Genomic DNA, 26,065 nt, shown 5'->3' with positions numbered 1-26,065 from the left:
ATGTCCTCCCGTGCACTCTCCGTGCCCACGCGGAGCGCGGATGCGTGTCAGATGCGGGGATCGCCCGCCGGTTGTCTGTTGATCCAGGACAGGCCGCCGATGTCGAGCCGGGAGCGTGCCCGGGTCACCGCTACGTAGGCGAGGCGGGACTCGTCGGGGTCGACGGGGCCGGGGAGCGGTATCCCGTCGTCGTGCTCGTCCAGATCATCCGGCTCCGTGAAGTCGTCGCCGATACGCACGCTGTCCCATTCGCGTCCCTTGGCGCGGTGTGCCGTGGAGACGGTGACCTCAGCGCACTCCTCTGGCGAGAGCTGGTCCAGGGTGGCCAGGACCGCTTCGCTTCCGTGGGTGTCGACGAGCTCGACAAGCGGCAGCAGGTCCCGGCCCGCCGGGTCGTACTCCGCGTACTCGCGCAGCTCACTCCACGATGCGAAGAGCATCAGCTCCGGATGCGTGGTCGACCGGCCCGATTCCAGATCGTGTGCGGCGTGTGCGAGGGCACGCAGCGCCCCGCTGCCACCGGCGAACGCCACCCTGCGGCCCGCCGCCAGTTGCCGTATCACCTCCCTCATCGCGCCCGCGTCGGACCGGCGAGGATGGCTTGAGGGTCACGGACCGCGGTGAGCTCCGTGGTGCGCCACGGCGCTCCGGTGAGGCGCAGTGGTGCGTTCGCCAGGGCCAGTCAGCGGTTCGCTTCGTGCGCGAGTGCCGGGCCGAAGCGGAAGGAGCGGGAGAGGCGGAGGTGTCGGCCGGGGGATCCGGTCATGATGTCGCGGGCTCCGCGCCAGCCGTAGACGGCCTGTGCGGAGTCGCCGACCAGCACCACTTGGGCGCGGTCCCGCTGTGTGTCAAGGACGTGCTCCATGACCGGGTTGGTGTCCTGGGCCTCGTCCAGGAGGAGAAAGTCGGTGGGGATGACGGGCTCCTGCAGCGCCCACATCTTGAGGTAGTGATCGTGGAGGAACCGCACCGCGCCCCGGTCCGGATTCTGCAGGTCGGCCCATGCCTTGCGGGCGTAGGGGAGGACGGCGTCGGCGAGTCGCCTGTGCAGCGGCTCGGCCTCGGCTCCGCGCAGCGGCGGGACGTGGTGGTACGCGAGGCCGGGATCGTCGGACTGGCAGAAGCGGTTGACGGTGCGCAGCGCGGCACAGGACAGGGCCCGGTTGCTGATCTTGCGGGGGCCGAGGCGTAAGGACATTCCGGGGTCGATGCCGAGAGCAGCACCGGTCCGCCATCCGGAGCGCCGGGGAACGTCCATCCGGGCCCGGTATTTTCTGCCGACTTCGGCGTAGGCGAGGGCGTGCGCAGTGGTGCAGGTGGTCTCCGTGGGGAAGGCATGGGCGGCGTCCCGGGCGAGGGATCTGTTGAAGGCGAGGTAGCGGCCGCGTCGGCCCTGGGCTCGTGCCTCGTGCGCCGGCATCCCGAGCGTCGTGGTCTTGCCCGTCCCGGCGCCTGCCTGGATCACGAGGTGCGAGCCGGTCCGGAAAGCCTCCGCCGCCGCGGACTGTTCGGTGGTGGGCGTGGTGGTGTGGTGGGCGCGCATGAGCATCTCCTCAACGGAATGAATCGGTCACAGAAAGTGACTTCGTGACTCACTGTAACTCCTCGGTCGTCGTTGTGCGAGACCTTTCATGAGCTGTGGACGACTCCCGCGAGGGAAGGCGTGGCATGGCGGGCGTGCGTGGACGCTGATGGGAGAAATCGCAGCTCAGGGGTGATTGTCAGTGGTGTCTGGTTCCATCGGCGGTGGATCAACCGAATCGATCCGCGGACGGAGGATGCTCGCGTCGGAGCGGCGGAGAGCGGAAGGAAGCGGGGGAGGAGGGGCAGTGCGGACGACCGTAGACTCGCAGGCCGGAGCCGGGTGGCGGACCGAGGCCGCCGAACCGGCGAGCCATGTGACAGTGAGTGGTCGATGGGCAGGGGCGGGCGTGGCGGCGGACGACGAGCGGGCGGGACGCGCTGATTCCGCCGGAAGTGCCTCGCCGAGCGCGTCCTCTCCCGTCGGGGGCGTGGCGCGCAGGGACTTGGCGGCGTGCGCCGCGCTCTTCCTGCCCGGTTCGCCGCCGCGTGCCGGGACCGTCGCGTTCTGGCGGCCGGACGGAGCCCCGCTCCCGTGCGGGGAAGCCGACGGAAGCGGAGAAAGGGGAGCCGGGGCGGCCACCGGCGGCGGTCCGCCCGGAGGCACCGTGCAGCTGACCGTCGCCCGACGCCACGGCTACGGCGCACGGAGCCGCACGGTCCCCGCCGTTCTCCTGCCGATAGCTGACGCGCTTCCCCTGCTGCTCGACGCCCGGAGCGACCCCGGGGCCCACCCGGCGACCGCCTGCTGGGGCGCCGCCGCCCTCCACGCGCTGCACCTCGCGGCGCGTGGACGGCTGCTGCCCGGCCTCACCGAACAGGACATCGACGCCTGGCGCGCCGGACCGCTTGACCCGGACGACGCCGCCCATCTCGCCGCCATCGCCGCGGCCATGCCCGGCGAGGCATACGCCACCCCCCTGCCGGGCACCCGCCCGCTGCAGCTCCCCGACCCGGTCGCTCTCGTCCGGCTCTTCGTCGACGCCGTCACCGACACACTGCCGCGTACACCGGGCGCCGCGTTCCTCGCCGGACCCGCCTTCGCCGCCCAGGAGCCGCAGGCGATCCCCGGCACGCGGGAATGGGCGGCCGAAACTGCGGCCGGTGCGGACGCCGGAGTACGCCTCTCCCTGCGACTGGACCTTGCCCCGCACCGGCTCTTCGACAGCCCCGAGGCGCCGCTGCCCGCCACCGGAGGCGACACGGGTGGCCCGGCGGCGGAGCGGAACGCCGCCGCGGCCATCCTCCAGATCCATAACCTCACCGACCCCACCCTGGTGACCGACGCGGCAGACCTGTGGGACGGTGCCGGAGCCGACCGCTTCGGCCCCCGCGCCCGCGTCGACACCCTCCTCGCGCTCCGCCGGGCCGCACGGATCTGGGCACCGCTAGGTCGCCTCCTCGACCGCCCGGTCCCCGACATCCTGCCGCTCGACGAAGACGAACTCACCGACCTGCTGGGCGCGGTGGCACCCCGGCTGAAGGCCGCCGGAGTGGCCGTCCACTGGCCCAGAGAGCTGGCCCGCGGCCTCACGGCCACCGCCGTACTGCGCCCCGCCCCCGGCACCGCTGCCGACGGATTCGGCTTCTTCGACACCAGCCAACTCCTGCGGTTCCGCTGGCAGATGGCCATGGACGGAGTGCCGCTCACCGAGGCCGAGATGGACGAACTCGCCGAGGCGCACCGCCCCGTGGTCAGACTGCGCGACCGATGGGTCCTGGTCGACCCCGCCCTCGTCCGCAAGGCCCGCAAACGTGAACTCGGCCTTCTGAAGCCGACCGATGCCCTGGCCGCCACCCTCAACGGCACCACGGACATCGACGGTGAAGAGGTGGAGGTCGTCCCCCTGGGGGCGCTCGCCGCGCTGCGCGACCGCCTCACCGACCCCACCCACACCCTGCCGCAGCCACCCGCGCTCCGTGCCACCCTCCGCGACTACCAGCTCCGCGGCGTGACCTGGCTCGACACCATGACCTCCCTCGGCCTCGGCGGCTGCCTCGCCGACGACATGGGCCTGGGGAAAACCGTCACCGTCATCGCCCTCCACCTCCAGCGGCGCCCCACCGACCCGGTGCTCGTCGTCTGCCCCGCCTCCCTCCTGGGCAACTGGCAACGCGAGATCGAACGCTTCGCCCCCGGCACCCCCGTACGCCGCTTCCACGGCGCGGGACGCAGCCTCGACGGCGCGGACAGCGGATTCGTCCTCACCACCTACGGGACGATGCGGAGCAGCGCCGCCCAACTGGCCGACCACCCCTGGGCCTGGGTCGTCGCCGACGAGGCCCAGCACATCAAGAACCCTGGTTCCGGCACCGCCAGAGCGCTGCGTGATATCAAGGCGCCCGCCCGCATCGCCCTCACCGGCACCCCCGTCGAGAACAACCTCTCCGAACTCTGGGCCCTCCTCGACTGGACCACCCCCGGGCTCCTCGGGCCCCTGAAAACGTTTCGCGCGCTGCACGCCAGAGACGTCGAAGGCGGCGAAGTCCCCGGCGCCGCGGAGCGCCTCGCGCGGATGGTGCGGCCGTTCATCCTGCGCCGCAGAAAATCCGACCCGGGCATCGTCCCGGAACTCCCGCCCAAGACCGAGACGGACCACCCGGTGGCGCTCGGCCGCGAACAGGCCGCCCTCTACCGGGCGGTCGTCCGGGAAACCCTTGCCGCCATCGAGGGCGCGGAGGGCATCGCCCGCCGCGGCCTGATCATGAAGCTGCTCACCGCGCTCAAGCAGATCTGCAACCACCCCGCCCAGTACCTCAAGGAGGCCGCACCGGGACTCGTCGCCCGCTCCGGCAAGCTCGAACTCCTCGACGAACTGCTCGCCACCATCCTCGCCGAGGGCGGCGCCACCCTGATCTTCACCCAGTACGTCGAAATGGCCCGGCTGCTCGAACATCATCTCCGCACCCGCGGCATCCCGAACCAACTGCTGCACGGAGCGACCCCCGTCGCCCGGCGCGAGGAGATGGTTGACCGCTTCCAGTCCGGCGACGTCCCGGTTTTTCTGCTCTCCCTCAAGGCCGCGGGCACCGGACTGAACCTCACCCGCGCCGGTCACGTGATCCACTACGACCGTTGGTGGAACCCGGCGGTGGAGGAGCAGGCCACCGACCGCGCCTACCGCATCGGCCAGACCCAGCCGGTCCAGGTGCACCGCCTCATCACCGAAGGCACCGTCGAGGACAACATCGCGGACCTCCTCACCGCCAAGAGAGCGCTCGCCGACGCGGTGCTCTCCACCGGGGATACCGCACTCACCGAACTGTCCGACGCCGATCTCGCCGACCTCGTCTCACTCCGGAGGCCCACGTGAGCCCCCGCCCCGCCTCCGGGTACCCCGACCCGTTCGCCGGTGGCCCCCGCCGTCGTCCGGCGGGCCGACAGGTCGCCCCCGGTACCGCTCCGTTCCGCGACCGGCACGCCGCCGGACGCAGAGCGGCCACGGACCGCCTCACCCGCGCCGACCGCTCCCGTACCTTCCCGCCACTGCCACTGCCACTGCCACTGCCACTGCCACTGCCACTGCCACCGCACACCGCGGGCGACACCTTCGCCACCACCTGGTGGGGCCGCGCCTGGCTCGACGCCCTCGAAACCACCGCGCTGGACCCCGCACGGCTGGCCCGCGGCCGCGCCTATGCCCGCGACGGCCACGTCGACACTGTCAACATCACCCCCGGACGCATCCTCGCCACCATCCGCGGCAGCCGACCACGGCCCTACAGCGCCGAGATCCGCCTCCGTACCCTCCCCGACGAGGAGTGGGACACCCTCCTGGAGACCGTCGCCGCCGAACCGGCCCAACTGGCCGCGCTCCTGGCCAAGAAGCTCCCCGAAACACTCGCGGACGGCACCGTTCCGCTGCTGCCGGGGACCGGAGACCTCGCGCCCCGTTGCTCCTGCCCCGACCACGGACGCCCCTGCAAACACGCCGCCGCCCTCTGCTGCCATGTGGCCCGTCTCCTGGACGCGGACCCCTTCGTCCTGCTGCTCATGCGCGGCCGAGGCGAACGCGAACTCCTCGACGAACTCACCCGCCGCAGCGCCGTCCACACCGCTCGCGAGACCCACCCGAACCGTGGGAACCACAAAGCCCACCGGGCCGACGTGCCCCAGGGGGCCGCCGAACCTCACGTAGTACGCCGATCCCGCCCGGCGGCGCTGTCCCCGGCCGACGAGGTCCGCCCCGTAATCTCCGGCCCGGCCCACCCCACCGCCTCCGCGCCGGGCCGCGCCCCACACCGAACGCCACCGGAGAGCCCAGACCCGGCAGCACCGGAGGCCGAGGCCACCCCGGTACCCCACCACGGCCCACCACAGGACCCCGCGCCCCGATCCGCGCACACCCGCCGCGGAGTGCTCGCCCGCGATGCCCTCACCGCTCGACCCCGCCCACCGCTCCCGCCACCCCCGCCGCTCCCCGACGGGCCCGGAAACACCCCGGCGCTCCCCGACGGCACCGGCCTCCCGTTCGACCCCACCGCCCTCGAATTCCTCGCCACCGACGCCGCCGCCCGGGCCCACGCCCGCCTGGCCGCCCTCGGGCAACCCGGCGCCCGCCTCCGTACGAATCCCGACCCGGCCGCCGCACTCACCCCCTGGCAGGACGCCCTCCGCCTCGCGGCCACCGCACACCCCACCGCCGGGCTCACCTCCGCCACCCGCGCCCTCTTCCGTGACCTCGCCGTGGCCACCGGCCGCACCATCGAGGACGTCGCCCGCTCCGTCGCCGCATGGCGCCAAGGAGGCCGCGAAGGGCTGGCCCTCCTCGAAGCCCCCTGGGACCCGCCCGCCGGAGACTTCGACCGCGCCCGCAGCGCCCTGCTCGCCGCAGGCCACCCGCCCCTGCGCCCCGAGCACAACCGCCTCACCGACCCCGACCGCCGCCACCAGCTCCGTTTCGGCCACGACGGCCTCTGGTATCCGTACGAATCCGACCCCGGAGCCGAGGTCTGGTGGCCCACCGGCCCCGCCGACCCCGACCCCCTGACCGCCCTCCGCAACCTCCTCACGCGATGACTAACCTCAATACGGTGGAAGGACTCGACACACTCACCCGCTCTCTCGCACAGCGCACCCCCGAGCAGCTCGCCGCGCTCCTCACCCGGCACGCGGCACCCCTCTCCCTGCGCCCTGCAGCCACCGGACTACGGGACCTCGCTACCGCACTGTGGTCGTACGAAACCCTCCACCACCTGGTGCTACACCTCGACCACCCGAGACTCCAGGTCCTCGCCACCACCGCCCGCATCAGCCAGGACCGCGCCCGCCAGGACGCCCCGGTCCCCGCCGCCCCCTCGTCCGGCGCCGACTACCAGTCCCTCATGGCGCACCGGCTCTCCTTCGCCCGCCTGGCCAGCGAACCCGTCCCGCCCGACGCCACCTACACCGTCCTCGGAGCCACCTCCGGACCCGCCCGGACCACGGCCGAAGCCGCCCTGCGCTCCCTCTGCGACGACGGGATCGCCGCCCTCACCGAGGACGGCCACATCGTCGTCCCGCCCCGGACCGCCCAACTCCTGGCAGCCGCCCCTCTCGGGCCGTTCGCCGCGGCCCCGCCACGCCCCACCCCGCACCCCGCCCGGCCCGGCACCCTCACCGCCCTCCACGACGAATCCGCCGCCGCGGCAGCCACCCTCGCCACCACCGCCGAACGACTGCTCGCCGCACTCGCCACCCAGCCCGCCGCGCTGCGCAAAACCGGCGGCCTCACCGTCCGCGAGACCAAACGCCTCGCCAAGACCGCCGGAGCCACCGAACCCCACACCCGTCTCCTCCTCGACCTCGCCCTCGCCGCGAACCTCATCGCCCTGACCCGCACCCCCTCCGGCATCACCGCCCTCCCCACCGCCGCCTACGACGACTGGCTCACCCGCACCCCCGGCGAACGCCTCGCCCCGCTGCTCACCGCCTGGTCATCCCTGTGGGGCCTCCCCACCCACACCCCGTACGGCGAAACCCCGACCGCCCTCGTCCGCGGTCACGACCGGCACGCCCCCGCCCTCCGGCACGCGCTGCTCGCCGCGCTCGCCACCGTCCCCCTCGGCACCGGAGCCCCCCTTCCCCCGCTGCCGGACGCCTCGCAACCGGCCGGTGACACCACCGCACCCACCCCGCTGCGGGAACTCCTCGATGCCGCCCGATGGCACCGCCCCCTCGCCTTCGACGCGCAGCCACAGATCGAGGACCGTGCCGCCCACACCCTCCACGAAGCCGCCTACCTGGGGCTCATCGCCCACGGCACGCTCACCCCGCTCGGCGACGCCCTTCTCGCCGACCCCCGGCACCTCGAAGCGGCCCTCCACGACCTGCTGCCGACGCCCCTCGACCACGCCCACTTCCAGGCAGACCTGACCGCCGTGGTCCCCGGCCGCCCCACCGTCACCCTCACCGACCTGCTCGCCGCCACCGCCGACCGCGAATCCGAGGGCCACGCCGTCACCTGGCGCTTCACCCCCGCATCCGTACGCCGCGCCCTCGACGGCGGCCGCCGCCCCGCCGACCTCCTCGACGCCCTCACCGAGGCATCGGCCGACGGCCACCTGCCCCAACCCCTCACCTACCTCATCGAGGACACCGCGCGCGCCCACGGCCGGATGCGGGTGGTCCCCGCTGCCTGCTGCCTCCGCTCCGACGACGAGACCCTCATCGCCGAACTCGCCGCCCACCGTGCCCTCCGTCACCTCGGGCTCCGCACCATCGCTCCCACCGTGCTCGTCAGCAACCGCCCGCCCGCCGACACCCTCGAAGCCCTCCGCGCGGCCGGTTACGCCCCCGCCCTCGAATCCGACACCGGCGCCACCGAGGTGGAACGCCTCCCCACCCACCGCACCCACGCCCCCGTACCCACCCGCAACCCCGACGCCACGCTGGCCCTCGCCCGCCGTCTCCTCGGCGCGCCCGACCCGGCCGCCGCGGGTTATCCACAGCCCTGACGTGCCGCCGCCCGCGTCAAGTAGCGTTTCACCGTACGGAGTCGAGCACGGCACAACGGGGAGGGTGAGGCCGGAATGGGGACACACGGCGTGAGCGACGGAAACGTGTCGAACGGCGTCTCGGGCAATGTCCAGGGCACGGTGATCCAGGCCGGATCGATCGGGAGCATCTGGCAGGCCCCAGCGCCTCCGAAAGCCCCCACCCCGCGCCAGGTTCCGGCTGAGCTCCCCCAGTTCGTGGACCGCGAGCCGGTGCTGAAGGCCATCGACCGCTGGACCGGGGACCTCCACGGCGCCCCGCGCGTCGCTGTCCTGAGCGGCATGGCCGGCGTCGGCAAGACCACCACCGCACGCCGATGGGCACACCGGGACGAGACCCGCTTCCCCGGCGGAGCCTTCTACGTCGACTTCGCCGAGTTGCGGAGAGAAGCCGGAGGAGATGTCTCGGCAGGCGTGAGCCAGTGCCTGCGGGCCCTCGGCGTTGAAGACCAGTACCTGCCCCGCACCCTCGGCGAGCTGTCCGCCATGTTCCGCACCCGCACTGCCGGTGACCAGGTGCTCATGGTGCTCGACGACGTGACCGAGCCTGCCCAGGTCCGCGCCCTGATTCCGGGCGCCCCCGGAAGCGTGGTCCTCGCGACGAGCCAAGGGCAACTCGGCGAGCTGACGATGGACGGAGCACAGCTGATGCCCCTGAAACCCTTCACCCCGGAACACGGCCTTGAACTGCTGCGACGCCTGTGCGGGGAGACGCGCATCGCCCCGGACGACGAGGACGCCCGGCGCATCGTGGAGTACTGCGGCGGCTTCCCCGTGGCCCTCCACGTCGCCGCCGCCCGGCTCATGACCCACCCCCGGCTGACCACCACGGTCCTCGCCGCCGAACTCGCCGACGAACACCGACGCCTGCAGGCCCTGCGCATTGGCAAGGAACACACCGTCTCCGCCGTCTTCTCCATCGCCTACGACGGCCTCCCCGCGGAAGAAGCCCGGCTCTACCGGCTCCTGGGCCTGCACCCCGGACGCAGCTGGGACGCCACCTCCGCCGCCGCGCTGGCCGGGACGACACCCGCCGAGGTCCAGGAACACCTCGACAGCCTGGAGCGCGCGAGCCTGGTCACCGCCACGGCCGACAGCCGCTACACCTTCCACGACCTCGTCCGCCTCCACGCCCGCGAGCAGGCCCTCCACACCGACCCCGGCCCCGAACGCACGGAGGCCGTACGGCGGGTGGTGGACCACCTCCTGGCCCGCGCCGCTCAGGCCGACCTCTCCGTGATGGCCGCAAGGATGCGGATCGGGACGTACGTCGAGCGGCTGGACGGCACCGAGGGAGCCCCGGCCTTCGGCGACCGGCAGCAGGCGCTGGACTGGCTGGACGCCTGGCGGAGCGAACTCCTCGCCGCCCAGCGCACCGCCGCGGAGCACGGCTGGCACCGTCCTGCCTGGGAACTCGCCGAGGCCCTCACCGCGCTCTACCTCAACAGGCGTTACCTCCACGACTGGGTCCGGTCCGGGGAGTTGGGCGCCGCCCACGCCGCCGCCGACGGCAATCCGGCGGCCGAGGCCCGGCTGCGTGCCCTCCTGTCCCGCCCGCTGATGGACCGGGACGAACCGGAGCGCGCCCGCGGTGAGCTGGAGACCGCCATCGCCAAGGCCGACGCATCCGGCCACGCCCTGCTCCGCGCCTCCGTCCGGGAGTTCTACGGCCGGTACTGGGACCGCTGCGATCCGGCCCGGGCCATCGCGACATACGAGGAGGCGATGGCGTTCTACCGCGCCGCGGGGGACGCCCGCGGCATCGCCATCGGCCTCTACTTCATGGGCTGCGCCGAAGACGCCGCCGACCGCACCGAACAGGCCCTCGGCACGCTGCGGGACGCCTACGACCGGTTCATGACGCTGGACGACCGCAGGATGGGCGCCCGCGCCCTGGCCGCCATCGGGAGCGCCGAGTACAGGCTCGGCCGGGGCGACGAGGCCGTCGCGTCCCTGGAAGAAGCTGTCGGCATGCTGCGGGAGCGAGGCGCCGTCCACTACGAGGCACCGGCCCGCGAGACGCTGGCCGCGATAGCCGAGGAGCGGGGCGACCGCGAGCTGTCGCGGCGCCACCTGACCGCGGCGCTGGCCATCTACGAAGCGGGCGGAGCGCCCCGAGCGGAAGACCTGCGTCGCCGCCTGGCCCGCACCACGGAGGAAGCCGAGGAGCCGCCCCGGATCTGACCCCGGTGCCCGGCGGCGCGGGCAGCACATGCAGCGGTGCCCCGCCCCGGGCGCCCGCCGTCTCCCGCCCTGTCGGTCACCGGGCCGTGGCGCCGCCGCCCGACAGGCGGTCGTGCTCAGGGCCGGTCCGCGAACTCCCCGGCGACCGGCGTCGTCCGGTACGTATCCGGTTGCGCGGCGGGGCCCAGGTCCTCCGGACCGTCCCGGTGGACGACGCGGAGCACGGTGGCCCCGGCGCGGTCGCCGAGCGTGAAGGTGACGGCTTCCAGGGGGCGCCCCGAGCGCACCAACGCGTAGACGAGCGCCGCCACGACCATGGCACCGTGGCGGTCAGCCGAGAGGGGTGCCACGACGGTCCGGCCGTCGCGGAGCGCCACCCGGCAGCCCGCGTCGGCGACGGACGTCGAGGCGAGCAGACAGCCCGGATAGCGCGAGAACACGTCCGCGATCCATCGGTCGGCGGCGGCAATGGAACCGGCGACGGCGTCACGGACCAGCACGGATGCGCTCTCCGCCAGCGACCGGTCCTGTTCCAGATCGCTGCAGGAGAGATGACGGAATGTGTCGGAGGAGAGCGACGGGCCCGCGGAAGGGAAACCGTCCTCGGTCGCGTTCGCGATCTCCAGGTCTCCCGCGTCCGCGAAGTGGCCGACCGCGGCGGGTGTCCGGCCGATGGCCACCTGTGGCCCGACGGGGGTGTCGCGGACCTCGGTCGTGATGTGGACCGCGGTGATGTCCGGACAAGGGTCCGCCGGGCACGGGGCCTCGGGGGCGAAACGCGGCAGGGGAGAAGACCGTTCGGGGAGGTCGAGGCGGAGAAGGTCGTAGACCGCGGTACGCAGTCGGCGTAGTGCGTGGCCCGGGGCTATGAGAGCCTTCGCCCCGAGTTGGCTGAGGGATTCGCTGTCGGCCGGCCCGCGGACGCTGTCGGCCAGGGCGCGTTCGATCTGCGGACGGAGCGGAGCACCGGGTTCGAGCCGTGGCACTTGCTTACCCAGCTCCGCCATGGGCGTGCCGGGGACGGCCTCGTCCTCGCTGAACGCGCCGAGCAGCAACGGCTTGCCCAGGGCGGCACCGTAGAACGTCACCGAGCCGTGGTCACCGATCAGCAGATCCCCGGCGATCAGCGCGGCCTGCCAGCCGTCCGTCGGCGGGATGCGCAACAGGCCCGCGCTCAGGGGCGAGGCGAGCAGGGACCGGAGCTGGTAGACGCCGTGTGCGGAAACGATGTTGGGGTGGGTCACCAGCGCCACCGCGTAATCGTCCATCGGCAGCTCGGCCAGCAGCCGGGCGGGCAGCGCCGGATTCCGGCCGAGGAGCGACCGGTCACGCCAGGTCGAACTGAGCACGATCAGACGCCGGTTGCCGGTGACGCCGAGAGCCTCGCGGTACGCGGCGCGCAGGCCCACGCCGTTGACCAGTGTGTCGTGGCAGGGATCGCCGATGAGCAGTGTCCGGTCCCTGGTCAGGGGATGAGCGGCCGCCAACTGCTCGGCCTGGTCGGGGTGGGAGACGGCGAGCCACGCCCGGCCGCTGCGCAGCAACGCGTCGGGGACGACACCGGCGAGACGGTCCTGGTCACTCCGGGAATCCGGAACGACCTTGTGGAACCCGACGCCGTGCGGCAGGACCAGGACGGGGGCGGTGTGGCCCTCGACGGCGAGATCGGCGTTCTCGGTGGCCGTGATGACCAGGTCGGGGGAGAGGCCCCGGTACTGGTGCCAGGGCAGTACCCGGGCGCCCACCGACCGGATCAGGTCATGTACCCCGTCGTTGAAGGCGGAGCTGGGGTCGAAGGCGAAGACCAGGTCGACACGCGACTCGTCACGGAAGACCGGTCCCAGGACGTCGAGCACCCGGACGGTGGAGGTGACGGTACGGGCGATGACCACGACAGTGCGCTCGGTAGGGAACGTGCGCCAGCGCTCGGGATCCGCGCCGACCGGCACCCGCAGCGGAGGTATCAGACCGTGGCTGGTGTCGAGCACGTCCCCGCACCCGCACCCGCACCCGCGCGGTTCGCGGTTCGCGGTTCGCGGTTCGCGGTTCGCGGTTCGCGGTTCGCGGTTCGCGGTTCGCGGTTCGCGGTTCGCGGTTCGCGGTTCGCGGTTCGCGGTTCGCGGTTCGCGGTTCGCGGTTCGCGGTTCGCGGTTCGCGGTTCGCGGTTCGCGGTTCGCGGTTCGCGGTTCGCGGACAGCCTGCCATTAGCGCCTTTCACCGGTTCCCGCAACCCCTGTCCGTCCTTGACGCTTCCGTGAATCCACCACCGTAAGTCAGTGGCTGAGACGCCGTCGGAGCAGGTCCGCCCGCCCGTTCCCGCATGGGACCACGCCAAGGGGAACGGGCCGGATGACGCTGGTCAACCGTAGATGAGGCCGGGGGGTGGTGAGGAGCGGTCAGGACGGCGGCTTTCTCTCACCGTTCCGCCGCCGGTTCGGGCCCAGGCTCCGAAGACGGTCCTGGTGTCCGCCCCGGAGGCGAGCCCGGCGGGAGCGGTGGGTTTCCGTCCGTGGGCGACGGCGGGCAGGGCGGCGTCTCACCGTCGGTGGCGCGTGGCCCGTTGGGAAGCGGGTCGGTGGGGGATACCGATCGGCCCGGCGGCAGGGCCGTTGAGGGGAGGGAAGCCGAGGTCGGCGGGGTGATCAGGGGGCGCGGGGAGACGACGGGCAGTCGGCCCCCGGGCAGGGGCGAGCGCCCCGGGCGGGTGCCGAGCGTGGCCGGAGGCGTGAGGTCCGGGTGGCCGCCGTGTGGAGCGGATCGGTTCGTGGCCGAACGCAGCATGCGGTGCACCGACCCCCGGGCGAGGCGGGCGACCGCCGAAGGGCGTGGCCCGGTGCCGCCCGGACGGCGCATGTCCTGGCCGGTGGCGAGCGCCCACGGCGCGTGGACGAGACGGCCGACGGTCCGTTGCAGACCGCGGGCGAGCGCCGGGTCGTCCAGACCGTGGCGCCCCAGCCCGTCGCGCAGCGCCACCGCGGCGTGCGCGGTGACCGACAGCCCCTGGCCGTAAGCGGGAGGCAACGAGGCCACTGCGTCGCCCAGCACCACGAACCCCGTGGGCCAGGACGCCAGCTCCTCGTACCAGCGCCGGTGGCTGGTCGCGTGTCGTGAGAGCCGCACCTCGCTCAACGGCTCGGCATCGGCGAGGAGTTCCCCGATGGAGCCGTCCCCCACCTCACGTGCGAAGGGTACGAACCGGTCGGCGGTGTGCGACGGCTCCTCGCCCGGCGCGCCCGCGAGCGTGACCAGCCAGCAGCCGTCCTCGATCGGGATCAGGCTCGCGCACCGGCCGAGCGCGTGCCCGGCGGCGTCGCGGCCCGCGCTCAGCACCGTGGGATCGCTGCCGGAGGGGGCGCGGAAGACACGGGTGGCGCAGGTGAACCCGTCGTCCACGACCACCTGGCGGACCTCCGGCAGACCCAGCGCGACCAGGCGCTCCGGGGTCCTGGAACGCCGCCCCGTGGCGTCGACCACCAGATCCGCGTCTAGACGACGGGCCTCGCCGCTGAGCGTCTCCCGGATCCGTACGCCCGTGACGTCCTCCGGCGTGCCCGTCAGGCTCTCGGCCTCGGCCCCGTCGAGGAGGGTGACGCCGGGCAGGGTCAGCACCTGCTCGCGGAACACCCGTTCCAGCAGGTCATGGGAGGAGGACAGGAGAGCGCCGGGCGGTGTCCGGCGACGGATCCGGCTTGCCGTGGGGGCGAGATCCGCGGCCGGTGGCAACCGGCGGGCACCGACCTCCAGCAGCCGCCCGGTCACGCCCGGCAGCAGCTCCTCGATCGTTTCTGCAATCTCGGTGGTGAGCAGCGGTGCCTGCCGCGGATGGGGGAGCGCACGCCGCGACGCCGGCCCCTGGGACACCGTCTCCTCCTCGACGACCACCACGTCGGCGTGCCCGGACAGCGCCGCGGCCGCGAGCATGCCCGCGACGCCGCCACCCATCACCACGGCGAGATACGGGTGGGTGAAGTGGAGTCCGCCGCTGCTCGTACCGCTCGGCGTGTTCATGGGCAGCCTCTTTCTCCGCAGGTGCGCGCGACGGCCGGGCGGGCGAGGGGCGCCGGGAGGAACGGAGCCACCACCACCGGGCGTGCCCGGCGCCGCGCGGCGGCCACCACGGCCCAGGAGGCGGCCGTGAACGAGGCCGAAACCGAAGGGAGGGCGGACAGCCTCGCGCGCACGCGGCGGACCTGCGCCGCCAGGGGTAACTCCGGTTGCTGAACGTCCTGACATCGCGGCGCGAACGCCGGTACACCGACGGATTTCCGCATCATGACCCCCCTCAGCCCGTGCACACCCCGCAACCCGCCCGGTGGTGCGCCCCGCCGTCCGCCCGTCGCGCACCCGGTGGGCGGACACCGCCCCGTGGCGGAGTGCGCGCAGCCCCGAGGAGCGCGGCCGTCCCGACCTGGCGACGGCGGACACGACTCCGGATCGTAGGCCGCGGAGATCACATGCGATACCCGCAAGTATCCGAGGGTCCTACGGGAGCCACCCCGCCGATACCGGTGCGTAGATCTGATGCAAAACGACGCAATGGGCGGAAAGCGTACGGGCAGTTTCTCGCGAGGAGAGAAAACCCGGCATGCTTGCTCGTCTGACGCTCCACAACGGGCCGGGAATCCCACCGGGGTTGGCGTGAAATGGTCGGACAGCACCCCGAACGCGGGCGGCGTGCCTACCCTTTCCGGGCACAGCACCGAGACCCCTGAGGGAGAGTCGTGCACGCGATCGTGATGCGAGAATTCGGCGGCCCCGAGGTGCTGCGGACCGAGGAGGTCCCCGAGCCCGAACCCCGCGCCGGTCACCTGGCGGTCGAGGTGAGCCTCGCCGGGATCAACTACGCGGACATGCACGTCCGGGGCAACACCTACCTGGCACCGGTCGACCTGCCGTACATCCCCGGTAACGAGGTCATGGGAACGACGGACGACGGACGCCGGGTCATCGGGCTGTCCCGGGGCGGCGGCTACGCCGAACGCGCCCTGCTGCACCGCCGCGTCACCTGGGACGTCCCCGACGGTATCGGCGACGAGCAGGCCGTGGCCCTGGCACTCCAGGGCAACAGCGCCTGGCACCTGCTCTTCACCACGCTGCGCGTCACCGCCGGGGAGACGCTGGTGGTACCCGCCGCCGCGGGGGGCGTCGGCTCGCTGGCCGTCCAGCTCGCCGCGCACGCCGGGGTCAAGGTCATCGCGCTCGGCGGAAGCGAGGAGAAGCGGAAGCTCGCCGTCGACCTCGGCGCCCACGCGGCCGTCGACTCCACCGCCGACGACCTGACCGAACGGATCCTGGAAGCCGCCGGCGGGCCCGTCCGCGCGGCCCTGGAGATGACCGGCGGTGACACCTTCCACCGCACCCTCGACGCCGTCGCCCCGCGCGGCCGCCTTGCGGTGTACGGGTACGCGAGCGGCGAGATGGCGCAGGTGCCCACCCGCCACCTGATGGAACGGTCCCTGACCGTCTCCGGCTTCTGGCTGCCGCAGCTCTACGGCGACCGGACCGCCCTGCCGACCTCGATGCGGGCGCTGTTCGATGCGGTCGAGGCCGGTACCCTCACCCCGCTCACCGGCGCCCGCTACCCGCTCGACCGGGCGTCGCAGGCCCACCGCGATCTGGCCGCCCGCATCCCCACCGGGAAGCTCATGCTCGACGTCCGGCGCCGGTCCACCGAAGCCGCGCCGGGCAGCGCGATCTGAAACAGGCCCGGGCGGCCACCACCGGTGAACCGCGCGGCACCCGGCGACACCGGGCGCCGCGGACGGCACCACCACCGTGCGCCTGCGGGCGCTGACCACTGGCAGGGGAGAGAGCACACGATGGGCAACCGCATCACCGCGCCCGACGCCGCCGCGGCGGCGACCACCGCCACGCCCGCGGGCCCGCCCCCGGCGGGCGCCACCGTCCGCAGGAAGCCCGCGCGCCGGCCGCGCGTCACCGCGGGCACCGCGCGGGCGACAGGATCCAGCCATGCGGAGCGGGTCTTCCTCGTCCAGACCGCCTTCGCCGAACTCGGCGGCTCCGCCCACGGGCCCGGCGAGATCGCGGAGTTCACCGGCCTGGACGACTCCGTCGTCTACCGCATCCTGCAGTCCGGTATCTATCAGCGGATCTTCGAACGCGTCGACCGTGGCCTCTACCGGCTGCGCACCTCGGCGGCCCAGCTCGCCTTCACCGCCCTCGACCACCGTCTCGACGGCGCCGCCTCGCAGATGGTGCTGCGCGAACTGCGGATGGCCACCGACGGAGGCCTGGCGTTCCTCTACATGGTGGCGCCGTTCTCCGGGGCGCAGCGGCAGTGCGTCGATATGGCCGTCGGCGACTCCGACCTCGCCGAACTCGGCATGACGCCTCGCGATGTGCTGTCCGTGACCCGCTCCCTGCGCACCGGCGCCTCCGGCCGGACGATCCTCGCGTACCTGCCGCAGAAAGTGCAGCAGCGGGTGCTGGCCGAGCCCGTGCCCGACCAGGCGGGGCCCGGGGTCTACCGGGACAACGACGCGCTGAGCGCCTCCCTGGCCGAGATCCGCGACCTCGGCCACGCCTTGGGCTACGAGGAGTGCATGGCCGGGTGGAACTCCTGCGCGGCGCCCATCATCTGGGACGGCGCCATCATGGGGGCGGTGCTGCTGCTCAAGCTGAAGTCGGTGATGCCGGAGGCGCCGGACGGCGTCATCGAGGCGACGAAGGAGGCGGCGGCCGAACTCAGCCGCCACGGCGCGGCCCGTCCGGCGGCCGACGAGGTCTGAGCCGTCGCCCGGCCCCACCCCGGGACGCCCCGGCACCCGCCCGCCGCCTGGCAGGCGGGATTCCGTGACGCGGGTGGTCGGCGCGGCGTACGGTCGGACGGCCGCCGCGCCGACGGCGGCACCGGAACGGCAACGGGGACAAGGGGAACCGATGGACGCGGAGTTGACGGCACTCGCCACGGCCGGGGCGACGGCACTCGTACAGCAGATGGCGACGGAGGGCTGGGCGCAGGTGCGGGGGCGGGCCGCCGCCTTCCTCGCCCGGCGGCGCGGCACGGACGACGAAGAAGCCCTCCGGGACGAACTCGACGCGTCGCGGGACGAGCTGGTCGCCGCCCGGCAGGACGGGGACGAGGATTCGGCCGCCGACGTCACCGCCGCCTTGCGGGGACAGCTGCGCCGTCTGCTGCGCGAGGACCCGGGCGCCGCCGAGGAATTGGTGGCGCTGGTGGAGGAGTGGCGGCCCGCACAGGGCGGTGCGTCGGTCCGCGACGTGCACAACTCCATGAGCGGCTCCGTGCAGCAGGGCATCGTGATCCAGGCCGGGGTGATCTCCCACATCGACAACGGGACCGGTCCCTTCCTGCGCTGATCCCCAGGAGGCCGCGCCCCGCCGACATGCACAATGACGGGGTGCGGCTCCAACCGATCACCTGGGAACGACTGACCGACGCGCTCGCCGAGCGCATCGCCGCCACCCCCGCGCAGGACGACGGCCCCTGGCTGCGGATCGCCGTCGACGGGGCGCCCGCCGCCGACCCGGGGCAGCTCGCCGGGCAGCTGGCGGAGGCGCTGTGGCTGCGCGGCCGGGCCGCCCACCGCGTCGACGTCCACGGTTTCCTGCGCCCCGCCTCGCTGCGGCTGGAGTACGGGCACACCGACCCGGACGCCTACCACGACGAGTGGTTCGACCGGCGCGCCTTGCGGCGGGAGGTGTTCCAGCCGCTGGATCCCGGCGGCACCGGCCGGGTGCTGCCGGACCTGTGGGACCCGGTCGCCGACCGGGCCACCCGCAGCGACTACGTGACGCTGCCGCCCGGCGGCGTACTGCTGCTGCACGGACCGCTGCTGCTCGGCCATGGGTTCCCCTTCGATCTCACGGTGCACCTGAAACTGTCCGCCGCGGCCCTCGCCCGCCGCACTCCGCAGAACGAGCGGTGGACGCTGCCGGCGTTCGCGCGCTACGAGGACGAGACCCGCCCGGCCGACGCCGCGGACGTCGTCGTACGGGCCGACGATCCGCGCCGCCCGGCCTGGAACGGACCGGCCTGACCCGGGCGTGCCGGGGGGCTCCGTGCTGGGGTCCGGCTCAGACCAGCTGCCGGATCTCGCCCCGTACGCGGTAGAAACCCCCGGACGCCGGCGCGAGGCCGTCGACGACGTAACGCGTTCCCGGGCGGCGTATGTGGCGAGGGAACTGCACGTTCCAGGACGGTTCGAAGCCGTCCGACACGACGTGCATCCGCAGCCGCCCGCTCTCTTGGACACACTCCACGACGATGCCGGAGGCGGCGGTGGCCGTCACCGTCTGCACCGTGGCCGACGGGGTGTAGGTGGGCAGCGCGGCGGCCGACTTCACGTCCCGGGCGACCGGGACCGTACCGGCCCGCGCGGCCGCCACGGCGGCGTCGCTCGCGTCCACGCACACCAGCGAACCGTCGGTGGTCACCATGTACAGCTTCTCGTCGAGGTACTGCATCGACAGGGCGGAGCCGCCACCGGTGCCGAGCTTCCACAGTCGGGTGCCGTCCGCGGCGAAGCAGTACACCGAGGACGCCGAGTCGCCCGCGAAGACGTAGCGGCCGCCCGGCGCCGTGGCGCAGGAGTAGACGACCGTGTCGCAGGCGTATGTCGCCTCGATCGCGCCGTCCTTCTTCGCCAGCCGCTGCACCACACGTCGGTCGGTTCCGGCGTAGACCGAAGCGTCCTCCTGCCAGCCGAAGAGCACCGCGCCCTGGGTGGGGGTGTGCCACAGCTCCCGGCTGCCGTCGGCGGCGTACGCGGTCACGCCGCGGCTGTGGCCGTGGTGGACGGCACGGTCGTCGCGCCGCACCATCCAGGCGGCGCTGCCGCTGCTGCGGCGCGACCACTGGTACTCGTCCTCGTGGTCGATGACCGTCAGGCCGCCGTCGCGGTCCGCGACATGGAGGATGCCCTCGCGGATGTCCAGCCAGAAGATGTCGACGTCGGGGGCGATGTCGTACGCGGCGAACGGCAGCTTCGAGGAGAGGTCGTACACCGAGCCGTCGTCGCAGCCCGCGTAGATCCAGAAGTCGTCCGCCACCAGGCACTTGACGCCCGCCGGGAGCTGATAGCGGGCCAGCACCTCGCCGTCGTGGCCCAGGGTGTGGACGTCGCCGTTCTGGTTGCCGACCCAGCAGCGGTCGGCGTCGACGTGGATGCCGAACGCGGCGGAGCCGGTGCGGAACCGCCACAGGACGGGGGCGACCGCGCGCGCCGTCGACGGCGCCGACGCGACCTGGCGACGCGTCACCGGCCGGGCCGCGCGCTGTCCCCGTACCGCCGGGGCGTACCCCTTGCGGACCTTCTCACCGATCTTCTTGGCGGCCGCCGCCTGCGCCTTCTCCGCCGTCGGGAACGTCGAGTGCTGCGCCTGGCCGGCCGCGCCGATCCGGCCGTAGCGGACCGCGACCTCCGTCCCGCTGACCGATACCTCGTAGAACTTGTGCGCCCCGCCGCTCTCCTGGGACAGCTCCAGATACGTCGTGGATTCGGACATGGCGATCCCCTCCCCGGGCGGTCCCGCTGACCTTCCCCGTTGCTGAAAACCGTACGGCCGACCACTGACAACGGGCCTGGACCGAGGCCGCCGCCCGGCCCCTGACGGGCGCTCACCGGGCTGCCGTTAGCGTGAGTCCGTGACGTTTTCGAGCAACGCGACCGGCGACAGCCCGGCGCTCCCCGGCAGCCACGGCCCCCACGCGACGACGGACGCCCTGCCCGCCTCCGTCGGCGCCGTACGGATGTCCTACGCACCCGACCCCGACCGCGACCCGGACCCGGGCGAGATCGTGTGGACCTGGGTGCCGTACGAGGAAGGGGACGGGCGGGGCAAGGACCGGCCGGTGCTGGTGGTCGCCCGGGAGGCGGCGGGGACGCTGCTCGCCGTGCGGCTGTCCAGCAAGCCGCACGACCAGGACCGGGAGTGGATAGCCGTCGGCACCGGGCCGTGGGACCGCGCGGGCCGTGACTCCTGGGTCGACCTGGACCGGGTCCTGCGGCTGCACCCCCAGGGGATGCGCCGGGAGGCGTGTGCCCTGGACCGGGCCCGCTTCAGCCTCGTCGCGCGGCGCCTGCAGGAGCGCTACGGCTGGCGCTGAACCGGCCGGGCCCGCCGTGACCGGCCGCGCAGGCGGTGGCCGGTAACGGCCGGGCCGTTACCGGATGGCCCGGAACCGGCAGGTCAGGACCCGGCCAGCGCCAGGATCTTGGTCACGGTGTTCCAATTCCGGGTGGTGGCGACGACACCGAGCGGGGCCCGGCTCACCGCCTGCGCGAGCTTGGAGCGGCCGATGCCGCCCGGGCAGCGCAGATACAGCTCCCGGCCGATCAGCCGGAAGCTGTCGGGGGCGAACGCCGCCTGGTCGAGGGCGTCCAGCCGCGAGGTGTCGCCGGGCGCCTCGGACAGGAACGTGACGTGCAGGGTCCGTGGCTCCGCCACCGCCTGCGGATACGGATTCGCCGCCACGCCCGCGGCGAACTCCGCACCGGTGCGGACCACCACCGGCACCGTCAGCCCCAGATCGGCGAGGATCTGCTCGCGCAGCAGGCGCGCGGTCTCCTCGGGCGGGGTCCCCGGATCGGCGAAGACGAGGTTGCCCGTCTGCAGGAGGACGGTGACCTCCCGCAGCCCCAGCGACCGCGCCAACTCCAGCTGGCGGGCCTTGGGGAAGGAGTTGTGGCCGCCGACGTTGATGCCGCGCAGCAGCGCGATCTGGGTGGACATGGTGCCGCCTTTCGTGCGCCCGCTCACGGCCGCCCGGTCAGAATAGGGGAGCGGGCAGGACGCCTTCCAGGGCCAGCAGGACGCGCTTGGCCTCCAGACCGCCGCCGAACCCGCCGATCCCGCCGTCGCTGGCCACCACCCGGTGGCAGGGAACGACGACGGGCAGCGGATTGGCGCCCATCGCCGCGCCGACCGCCCGCGCGGCGCCCGGCTCACCGACCCGGTCGGCGAGGTCCTGGTAGCCGACGACGCTGCCGTACGGCACGCCCGCGTCGAGCGCGTGCAGCACACGGGCGTGGAAGCCTGAGGTCAGCGACCAGTCCAGGGGCACGGTGAAGGCGGTCAGCTCGCCGGAGAAGTATGCCGTCAGCTCCGCCACGGCCACGGCCAGGTGCGGTATCTCCGCGCGCGGGGCCGTGCCGAAGATCCCCTCCAGCCGGGCCAGGGCCCGCCGGGTGGTCCGCTCGTCGGCGTGGAAGACCACCTGGGCCAGTCCCCGCTCCGTCGCGGCGAGCAACAGCGGTCCGATGGGCGAGTCCGTCCGCGTCCACGCCCAGTCGCGCCGCGGGGTGTTCCGCGCTGATTCCTGCGCTGCATCCGTCACGCCTTCAGCGTAGGGCGTGGCACCGACAACGCGGCGGCGGGCGGACCCGGGAGCTGGTCCCCGGATCCGCCCGCCAGGCCGTACGGCAGGTCAGAGGCCGCTCTCGCGCAGCGCGGCGCGGATCGTGTCCGCCGTGTTGCTGATGACGCCGTCCGCGCCGGACCCGGCGAGCTTCACCGCCGTGGCGGTGTTGTCGACGGTCCAGGTGTAGACCTCCATCGGGCGGCCGTGCGGCCCGCGCAGCGCGTGCACCGCCCTGATGTACTCCGGGGTGGTCACCGTGTACGACGGGTTGATCTGGTCGCAGAACCGGGCGTACCCGGGCAGCTCGGCGACGGTGGGATTGCCGAGGAATCCGGTCTTGATGTCCGGCCGCAGCAGGTGGACGGTCTTCACCGCGTCACCGTTGAAACTCTGGACGATCAGGCGGTTCTTGACGTGCGCGCGGTCGAGCCATCCCTGGTGGCGCAGCTCGGACAGGACCTGCAGCTCGATGCCCGGGTACAGCTCCGGCGACTTCAGCTCCAGCAGGAGCCGCTGGTGGTTGTGGGTGACCGCGTTCATGTACTGCTTGAGGGTGGGCACCCGCTCGCCGGTGAACTTCGCACTGAACCAGCTGCCCGCGTCCAGCTTCTTGATCTCCTTCAGCGTGAAGTCGGCGACCTTCCAGGGCGCGCGGTCCGGGAACACCTTCTCGACGTCGGTCGTTCGGTTGAGCGTCGTGTCGTGCAGGACGATCAGCTGGCCGTCCTTGGTGCGCTGCACGTCGTTCTCCACCCAGCGGGAGCCGCGCCGGTGGGCCTCGTCGATGGAGGCGAGGGTGTTCTCGGGCGCGTGGGTGGGGGCGCCGCGGTGGGCGACCGTCACGGTTCTGTGGCCGCCGGTGGCGGCCTGTGCGGTGGCTGGAGGGAGGACGAACGTGGACAGACCCAGGAGTGCGCCGGTGAGGGCGGTGGCGACGGTGCGAAGACGCATACGGACTCCTCATGGACGTCGTGGACGTACCGGATGTGAGTGTGCGGAGGCTGGTGCGACGTGGCCTGACGCCGTGCCGGACGGCCAGAGGTTCGCAGCCGGGGGGTACGGAGAGGGAGGCGAGGGATGGACAGAAACTGAACGAGAAGTGGCCGGTGTTCCGTGTTTGAGGCGCGCGGTGACAGGTTGTCCGGAATCGCCGTGCAACAGATGGACGCTCCGGCGCCGTCCAACTTGCCGGAGTGACGGCGAACCCGCATCCCGGCCGACGGTTCGTCACCCCTCGTGCCTGTGACCGGTTTTGGTCTTCCCGGAATACCGGAGCGTGCGACTCCGGATGCTGGTGGGGAACGGGGCGGCCACGGGGGCGGGCGAGGCCCACGGGGCCCGGCGGACCTGGCCGTCGCGGCATGGCTCCGGAGGGCTCAGGCGGCGGCCACGCCCACGGCGCCGGGGTGCTCTCGTGCGGCCGGTCCGCTCCGCCGTACGGGCGTCCGGCCGGGCCGAGGCCGCGTGCGGGCCCGACGGCCGTCCCGGCCCGGGGCCCCACTCGGCCGTCCCGCACCGGCGGTCGCGCCCATCGGAAGAACGCCCTGGTCGGACGGGTTTCCCGGCCGGATGTCAGTGGTGGGTCGTACGGTGGTTTCCATGCGGCCCGTATCGAAGATCGAACGCACGGTGGCGCCTTTCGAGGTCGTCAGCCCCTATCAGCCCAGTGGCGACCAGCCGGCGGCCATCGCCGAGCTGGAGCAGCGCATCCGCGGCGGTGAGAAGGACGTCGTCCTGCTGGGCGCGACCGGCACCGGCAAGTCGGCGACCACCGCGTGGATGATCGAGAAGCTGCAGCGCCCGACGCTCGTCATGGCGCCCAACAAGACCCTCGCGGCCCAGCTCGCCAACGAGTTCCGCGAGCTGCTGCCCCACAACGCCGTCGAGTACTTCGTCTCCTACTACGACTACTACCAACCCGAGGCGTACGTACCGCAGTCCGATACGTACATCGAGAAGGACTCCTCGATCAACGAGGAGGTCGAGCGGCTGCGCCACTCCGCGACGAACTCCCTGATCACCCGGCGGGACGTCATCGTGGTCGCTTCGGTGTCCTGCATCTACGGCCTGGGCACGCCCCAGGAGTACGTCGACCGCATGGTGCCGCTCAAGGTCGGCGACGAGATCGACCGCGACCAGCTGCTGCGCCGCTTTGTCGACATCCAGTACACGCGCAACGACGTGGCGTTCACCCGCGGCACCTTCCGGGTGCGCGGGGACACCATCGAGATCTTCCCGGTCTATGAGGAGCTGGCCGTCCGGATCGAGATGTTCGGTGACGAGGTGGAGGCGCTGTCCACCCTTCACCCGCTGACCGGCGAGGTGATCAGCGAGGACCAGGAGCTGTACGTCTTCCCCGCCAGCCACTACATCGCCGGTCCCGAGCGCATGGAGCGCGCCATCGCCGGGATCGAGGCGGAGCTGGCCGACAGCCTCGCCACGATGGAGAAGCAGGGCAAGCACCTGGAGGCCCAGCGGCTGCGGATGCGTACCACCTACGACATCGAGATGATGCGCCAGGTCGGCTCCTGCTCCGGCATCGAGAACTACTCCATGCACATGGACGGCCGTGAGTCCGGCTCCGCGCCGAACACCCTGCTGGACTACTTCCCCGAGGACTTCCTGCTGGTCATCGACGAGTCGCATGTGACGGTGCCGCAGATCGGTGCGATGTACGAGGGCGACGCCTCGCGCAAGCGGACCCTCGTCGAGCACGGCTTCCGGCTGCCGTCCGCGATGGACAACCGCCCGCTGAAGTGGGAGGAGTTCCTGGGGCGCGTCGGCCAGACCGTCTATCTCTCGGCGACCCCGGGGAAGTACGAGCTGGCGCGGTCCGACGGCTTCGTGGAGCAGATCATCCGCCCGACGGGGCTGGTGGACCCGGAGGTGGTGGTCAAACCCACCGACGGGCAGATCGACGATCTGGTCCACGAGATCCGGGCCCGGACCGAGAAGGACGAGCGCGTCCTGGTCACGACCCTCACCAAGAAGATGGCCGAGGACCTGACGGACTACTTCCTGGAGCTGGGCATCCAGGTCCGCTATCTGCACAGCGACGTGGACACCCTGCGCCGGGTGGAGCTGCTGCGCGAGCTGCGGGCGGGCGAGTACGACGTCCTGGTCGGCATCAACCTGCTCCGCGAGGGCCTGGACCTCCCCGAGGTCTCCCTCGTCTCCATCCTCGACGCCGACAAGGAGGGCTTCCTGCGGTCCGGTTCGGCGCTGATCCAGACGATCGGGCGCGCGGCGCGGAACGTCTCCGGCCAGGTTCATATGTACGCCGACAAGATCACCCCGGCGATGGAGCGGGCGATCGACGAGACCAACCGCCGCCGGGAGAAGCAGCTCGCCTACAACAAGGCCCGCGGCATCGACCCGCAGCCGCTGCGGAAGAAGATCGGCGACATCGTGGCGACCCTCGCGCGCGAGGAGATCGACACTCAGGAACTGCTGGGGTCGGGCTACCGCAAGGGCGCCTCCGGGGCGCCGGGCAAGGCTCCCGTCCCGGAGCTGGGCGGCAAGGCGGCGAAGGGCGGCAAGGGCGCCAAGGCGGGCAAGGGCGCGACGCCGACCGACCGGCCCGCCGCCGAGCTGGCCGAGCTGATCGAGGAGATGACCGAGCGGATGCGGGCGGCCGCCGCGGACCTGCAGTTCGAGGTCGCGGCGCGGCTGCGGGACGAGGTGGGCGAGCTGAAGAAGGAGCTGCGCCAGATGCGGGAGGCCGGTGTGAGCTGATGCCGGGCGCCGCACCGCCACGCCGGGCACCTGCCGGGCGTGGTGGCGATAGGCCACCCCACCAGGCACTTTACCTTTCCATTTACTTTTCCTTGGCGTTCCTTTACCCTTACTCCGCGGAGGGGAGTACTCCTGCAACGACGTCCCCGTCATCACGGATCGCGAGCGTGACGAGATCCCGGGGCGTCGGCCCGGCGGCCTTCGGGAGCCGGGCGGAAGAGACCTCCGGCAGCGACGACGCTGTAT

At 72.8% G+C, this 26,065-nt stretch carries 16 protein-coding genes and 1 pseudogene; 10 read left to right on the top strand and 7 right to left on the bottom strand.

Annotation, left to right across the window (positions count from 1 at the left end; translation table 11 throughout):
- Positions 1-47: 47 nt before the first annotated feature.
- Positions 48-1,543, bottom strand: a pseudogene (locus tag OG422_RS06990) (UvrD-helicase domain-containing protein).
- 469 nt (positions 1,544-2,012) lie between these two features.
- Between OG422_RS06990 and OG422_RS06985 the strand changes: the two are divergent.
- The 4 genes from OG422_RS06985 to OG422_RS06970 all read left to right on the top strand — a co-directional run bounded on the left by OG422_RS06985 (position 2,013) and on the right by OG422_RS06970 (position 10,740).
- Positions 2,013-4,895 (top strand): DEAD/DEAH box helicase, encoded by a 2,883-nt coding sequence (locus tag OG422_RS06985; protein WP_405740920.1) that lies wholly within the window; start codon positions 2,013-2,015, stop codon positions 4,893-4,895.
- On the top strand, positions 4,892-6,601 hold the full coding sequence (locus OG422_RS06980; protein WP_405740917.1) for a hypothetical protein: 1,710 nt from the start codon (positions 4,892-4,894) through the stop codon (positions 6,599-6,601). The genes OG422_RS06985 and OG422_RS06980 overlap by 4 nt, the downstream gene beginning before the upstream one ends.
- Positions 6,602-6,615: 14 nt before the next feature.
- The gene (locus OG422_RS06975; protein ID WP_405740914.1) at positions 6,616-8,517 is read left to right on the top strand and encodes a helicase-associated domain-containing protein; all 1,902 of its coding nucleotides are present in this window, start codon (positions 6,616-6,618) and stop codon (positions 8,515-8,517) included.
- 90 nt (positions 8,518-8,607) lie between these two features.
- Positions 8,608-10,740, top strand: a complete 2,133-nt coding sequence (locus tag OG422_RS06970) for a tetratricopeptide repeat protein (RefSeq protein WP_251076440.1) — start codon at positions 8,608-8,610, stop codon at positions 10,738-10,740.
- Between the two features lie 116 nt (positions 10,741-10,856).
- On the opposite strand, the gene OG422_RS06965 is transcribed toward OG422_RS06970, so the two are convergent.
- Together OG422_RS06965 and OG422_RS06960 are read right to left on the bottom strand one after the other, a co-directional pair.
- Complete coding sequence (locus tag OG422_RS06965; protein WP_405740910.1) at positions 10,857-12,728, bottom strand: CDP-glycerol glycerophosphotransferase family protein; 1,872 nt, start codon at positions 12,726-12,728, stop codon at positions 10,857-10,859.
- Between the two features lie 427 nt (positions 12,729-13,155).
- Positions 13,156-14,748 (bottom strand): FAD-dependent monooxygenase, encoded by a 1,593-nt coding sequence (locus OG422_RS06960; RefSeq protein ID WP_405740908.1) that lies wholly within the window; start codon positions 14,746-14,748, stop codon positions 13,156-13,158.
- A gap of 713 nt (positions 14,749-15,461) precedes the next feature.
- On the opposite strand from OG422_RS06960, the gene OG422_RS06955 reads away from it, so the two are divergent.
- The 4 genes from OG422_RS06955 (at position 15,462) to OG422_RS06940 (ending at position 18,761) form a co-directional block, all read left to right on the top strand.
- The gene (locus OG422_RS06955; protein WP_143940248.1) at positions 15,462-16,439 is read left to right on the top strand and encodes a zinc-binding dehydrogenase; all 978 of its coding nucleotides are present in this window, start codon (positions 15,462-15,464) and stop codon (positions 16,437-16,439) included.
- 120 nt (positions 16,440-16,559) lie between these two features.
- Complete coding sequence (locus OG422_RS06950) at positions 16,560-17,489, top strand: IclR family transcriptional regulator C-terminal domain-containing protein (RefSeq protein WP_405740904.1); 930 nt, start codon at positions 16,560-16,562, stop codon at positions 17,487-17,489.
- A 151-nt stretch (positions 17,490-17,640) separates the two neighbouring features.
- Complete coding sequence (locus OG422_RS06945) at positions 17,641-18,081, top strand: hypothetical protein (RefSeq protein WP_143940250.1); 441 nt, start codon at positions 17,641-17,643, stop codon at positions 18,079-18,081.
- 41 nt (positions 18,082-18,122) lie between these two features.
- Positions 18,123-18,761 (top strand): uridine kinase, encoded by a 639-nt coding sequence (locus OG422_RS06940; protein WP_405740900.1) that lies wholly within the window; start codon positions 18,123-18,125, stop codon positions 18,759-18,761.
- 37 nt (positions 18,762-18,798) lie between these two features.
- Here OG422_RS06940 and OG422_RS06935 read toward each other — a convergent pair whose 3' ends face one another.
- Positions 18,799-20,229: a WGR domain-containing protein gene (locus tag OG422_RS06935; protein WP_405740897.1), complete on the bottom strand. Its 1,431-nt coding sequence runs from the start codon at positions 20,227-20,229 to the stop codon at positions 18,799-18,801.
- A gap of 139 nt (positions 20,230-20,368) precedes the next feature.
- Here OG422_RS06935 and OG422_RS06930 point away from each other — a divergent pair, with 139 nt between their 5' ends.
- A complete protein-coding gene (locus tag OG422_RS06930; RefSeq protein WP_405740894.1) occupies positions 20,369-20,830 on the top strand; it encodes a type II toxin-antitoxin system PemK/MazF family toxin in 462 nt (153 codons plus the stop codon).
- An 83-nt stretch (positions 20,831-20,913) separates the two neighbouring features.
- On the opposite strand, the gene OG422_RS06925 is transcribed toward OG422_RS06930, so the two are convergent.
- The 3 genes from OG422_RS06925 to OG422_RS06915 form a co-directional block, all read right to left on the bottom strand.
- On the bottom strand, positions 20,914-21,456 hold the full coding sequence (locus OG422_RS06925; RefSeq protein WP_405740891.1) for a DUF1697 domain-containing protein: 543 nt from the start codon (positions 21,454-21,456) through the stop codon (positions 20,914-20,916).
- A 37-nt stretch (positions 21,457-21,493) separates the two neighbouring features.
- Positions 21,494-22,060, bottom strand: a complete 567-nt coding sequence (locus tag OG422_RS06920; RefSeq protein ID WP_143940254.1) for a methylated-DNA--[protein]-cysteine S-methyltransferase — start codon at positions 22,058-22,060, stop codon at positions 21,494-21,496.
- Positions 22,061-22,150: 90 nt separating this feature from the next.
- Positions 22,151-23,035, bottom strand: a complete 885-nt coding sequence (locus tag OG422_RS06915; protein WP_143940255.1) for a glycerophosphodiester phosphodiesterase family protein — start codon at positions 23,033-23,035, stop codon at positions 22,151-22,153.
- A 648-nt stretch (positions 23,036-23,683) separates the two neighbouring features.
- Here OG422_RS06915 and uvrB point away from each other — a divergent pair.
- The gene (gene uvrB / locus OG422_RS06910; RefSeq protein ID WP_405740887.1) at positions 23,684-25,819 is read left to right on the top strand and encodes an excinuclease ABC subunit UvrB; all 2,136 of its coding nucleotides are present in this window, start codon (positions 23,684-23,686) and stop codon (positions 25,817-25,819) included.
- Positions 25,820-26,065: the final 246 nt, after the last annotated feature.

The sequence above is a fragment of the Streptomyces sp. NBC_01525 genome, from assembly GCF_045040405.1.
Taxonomy (GTDB): domain Bacteria; phylum Actinomycetota; class Actinomycetes; order Streptomycetales; family Streptomycetaceae; genus Streptomyces; species Streptomyces benahoarensis.
The sequence above is the reverse complement of the archived record's forward strand: the minus strand, read 5'-3'. Positions and strand labels throughout refer to the sequence as shown.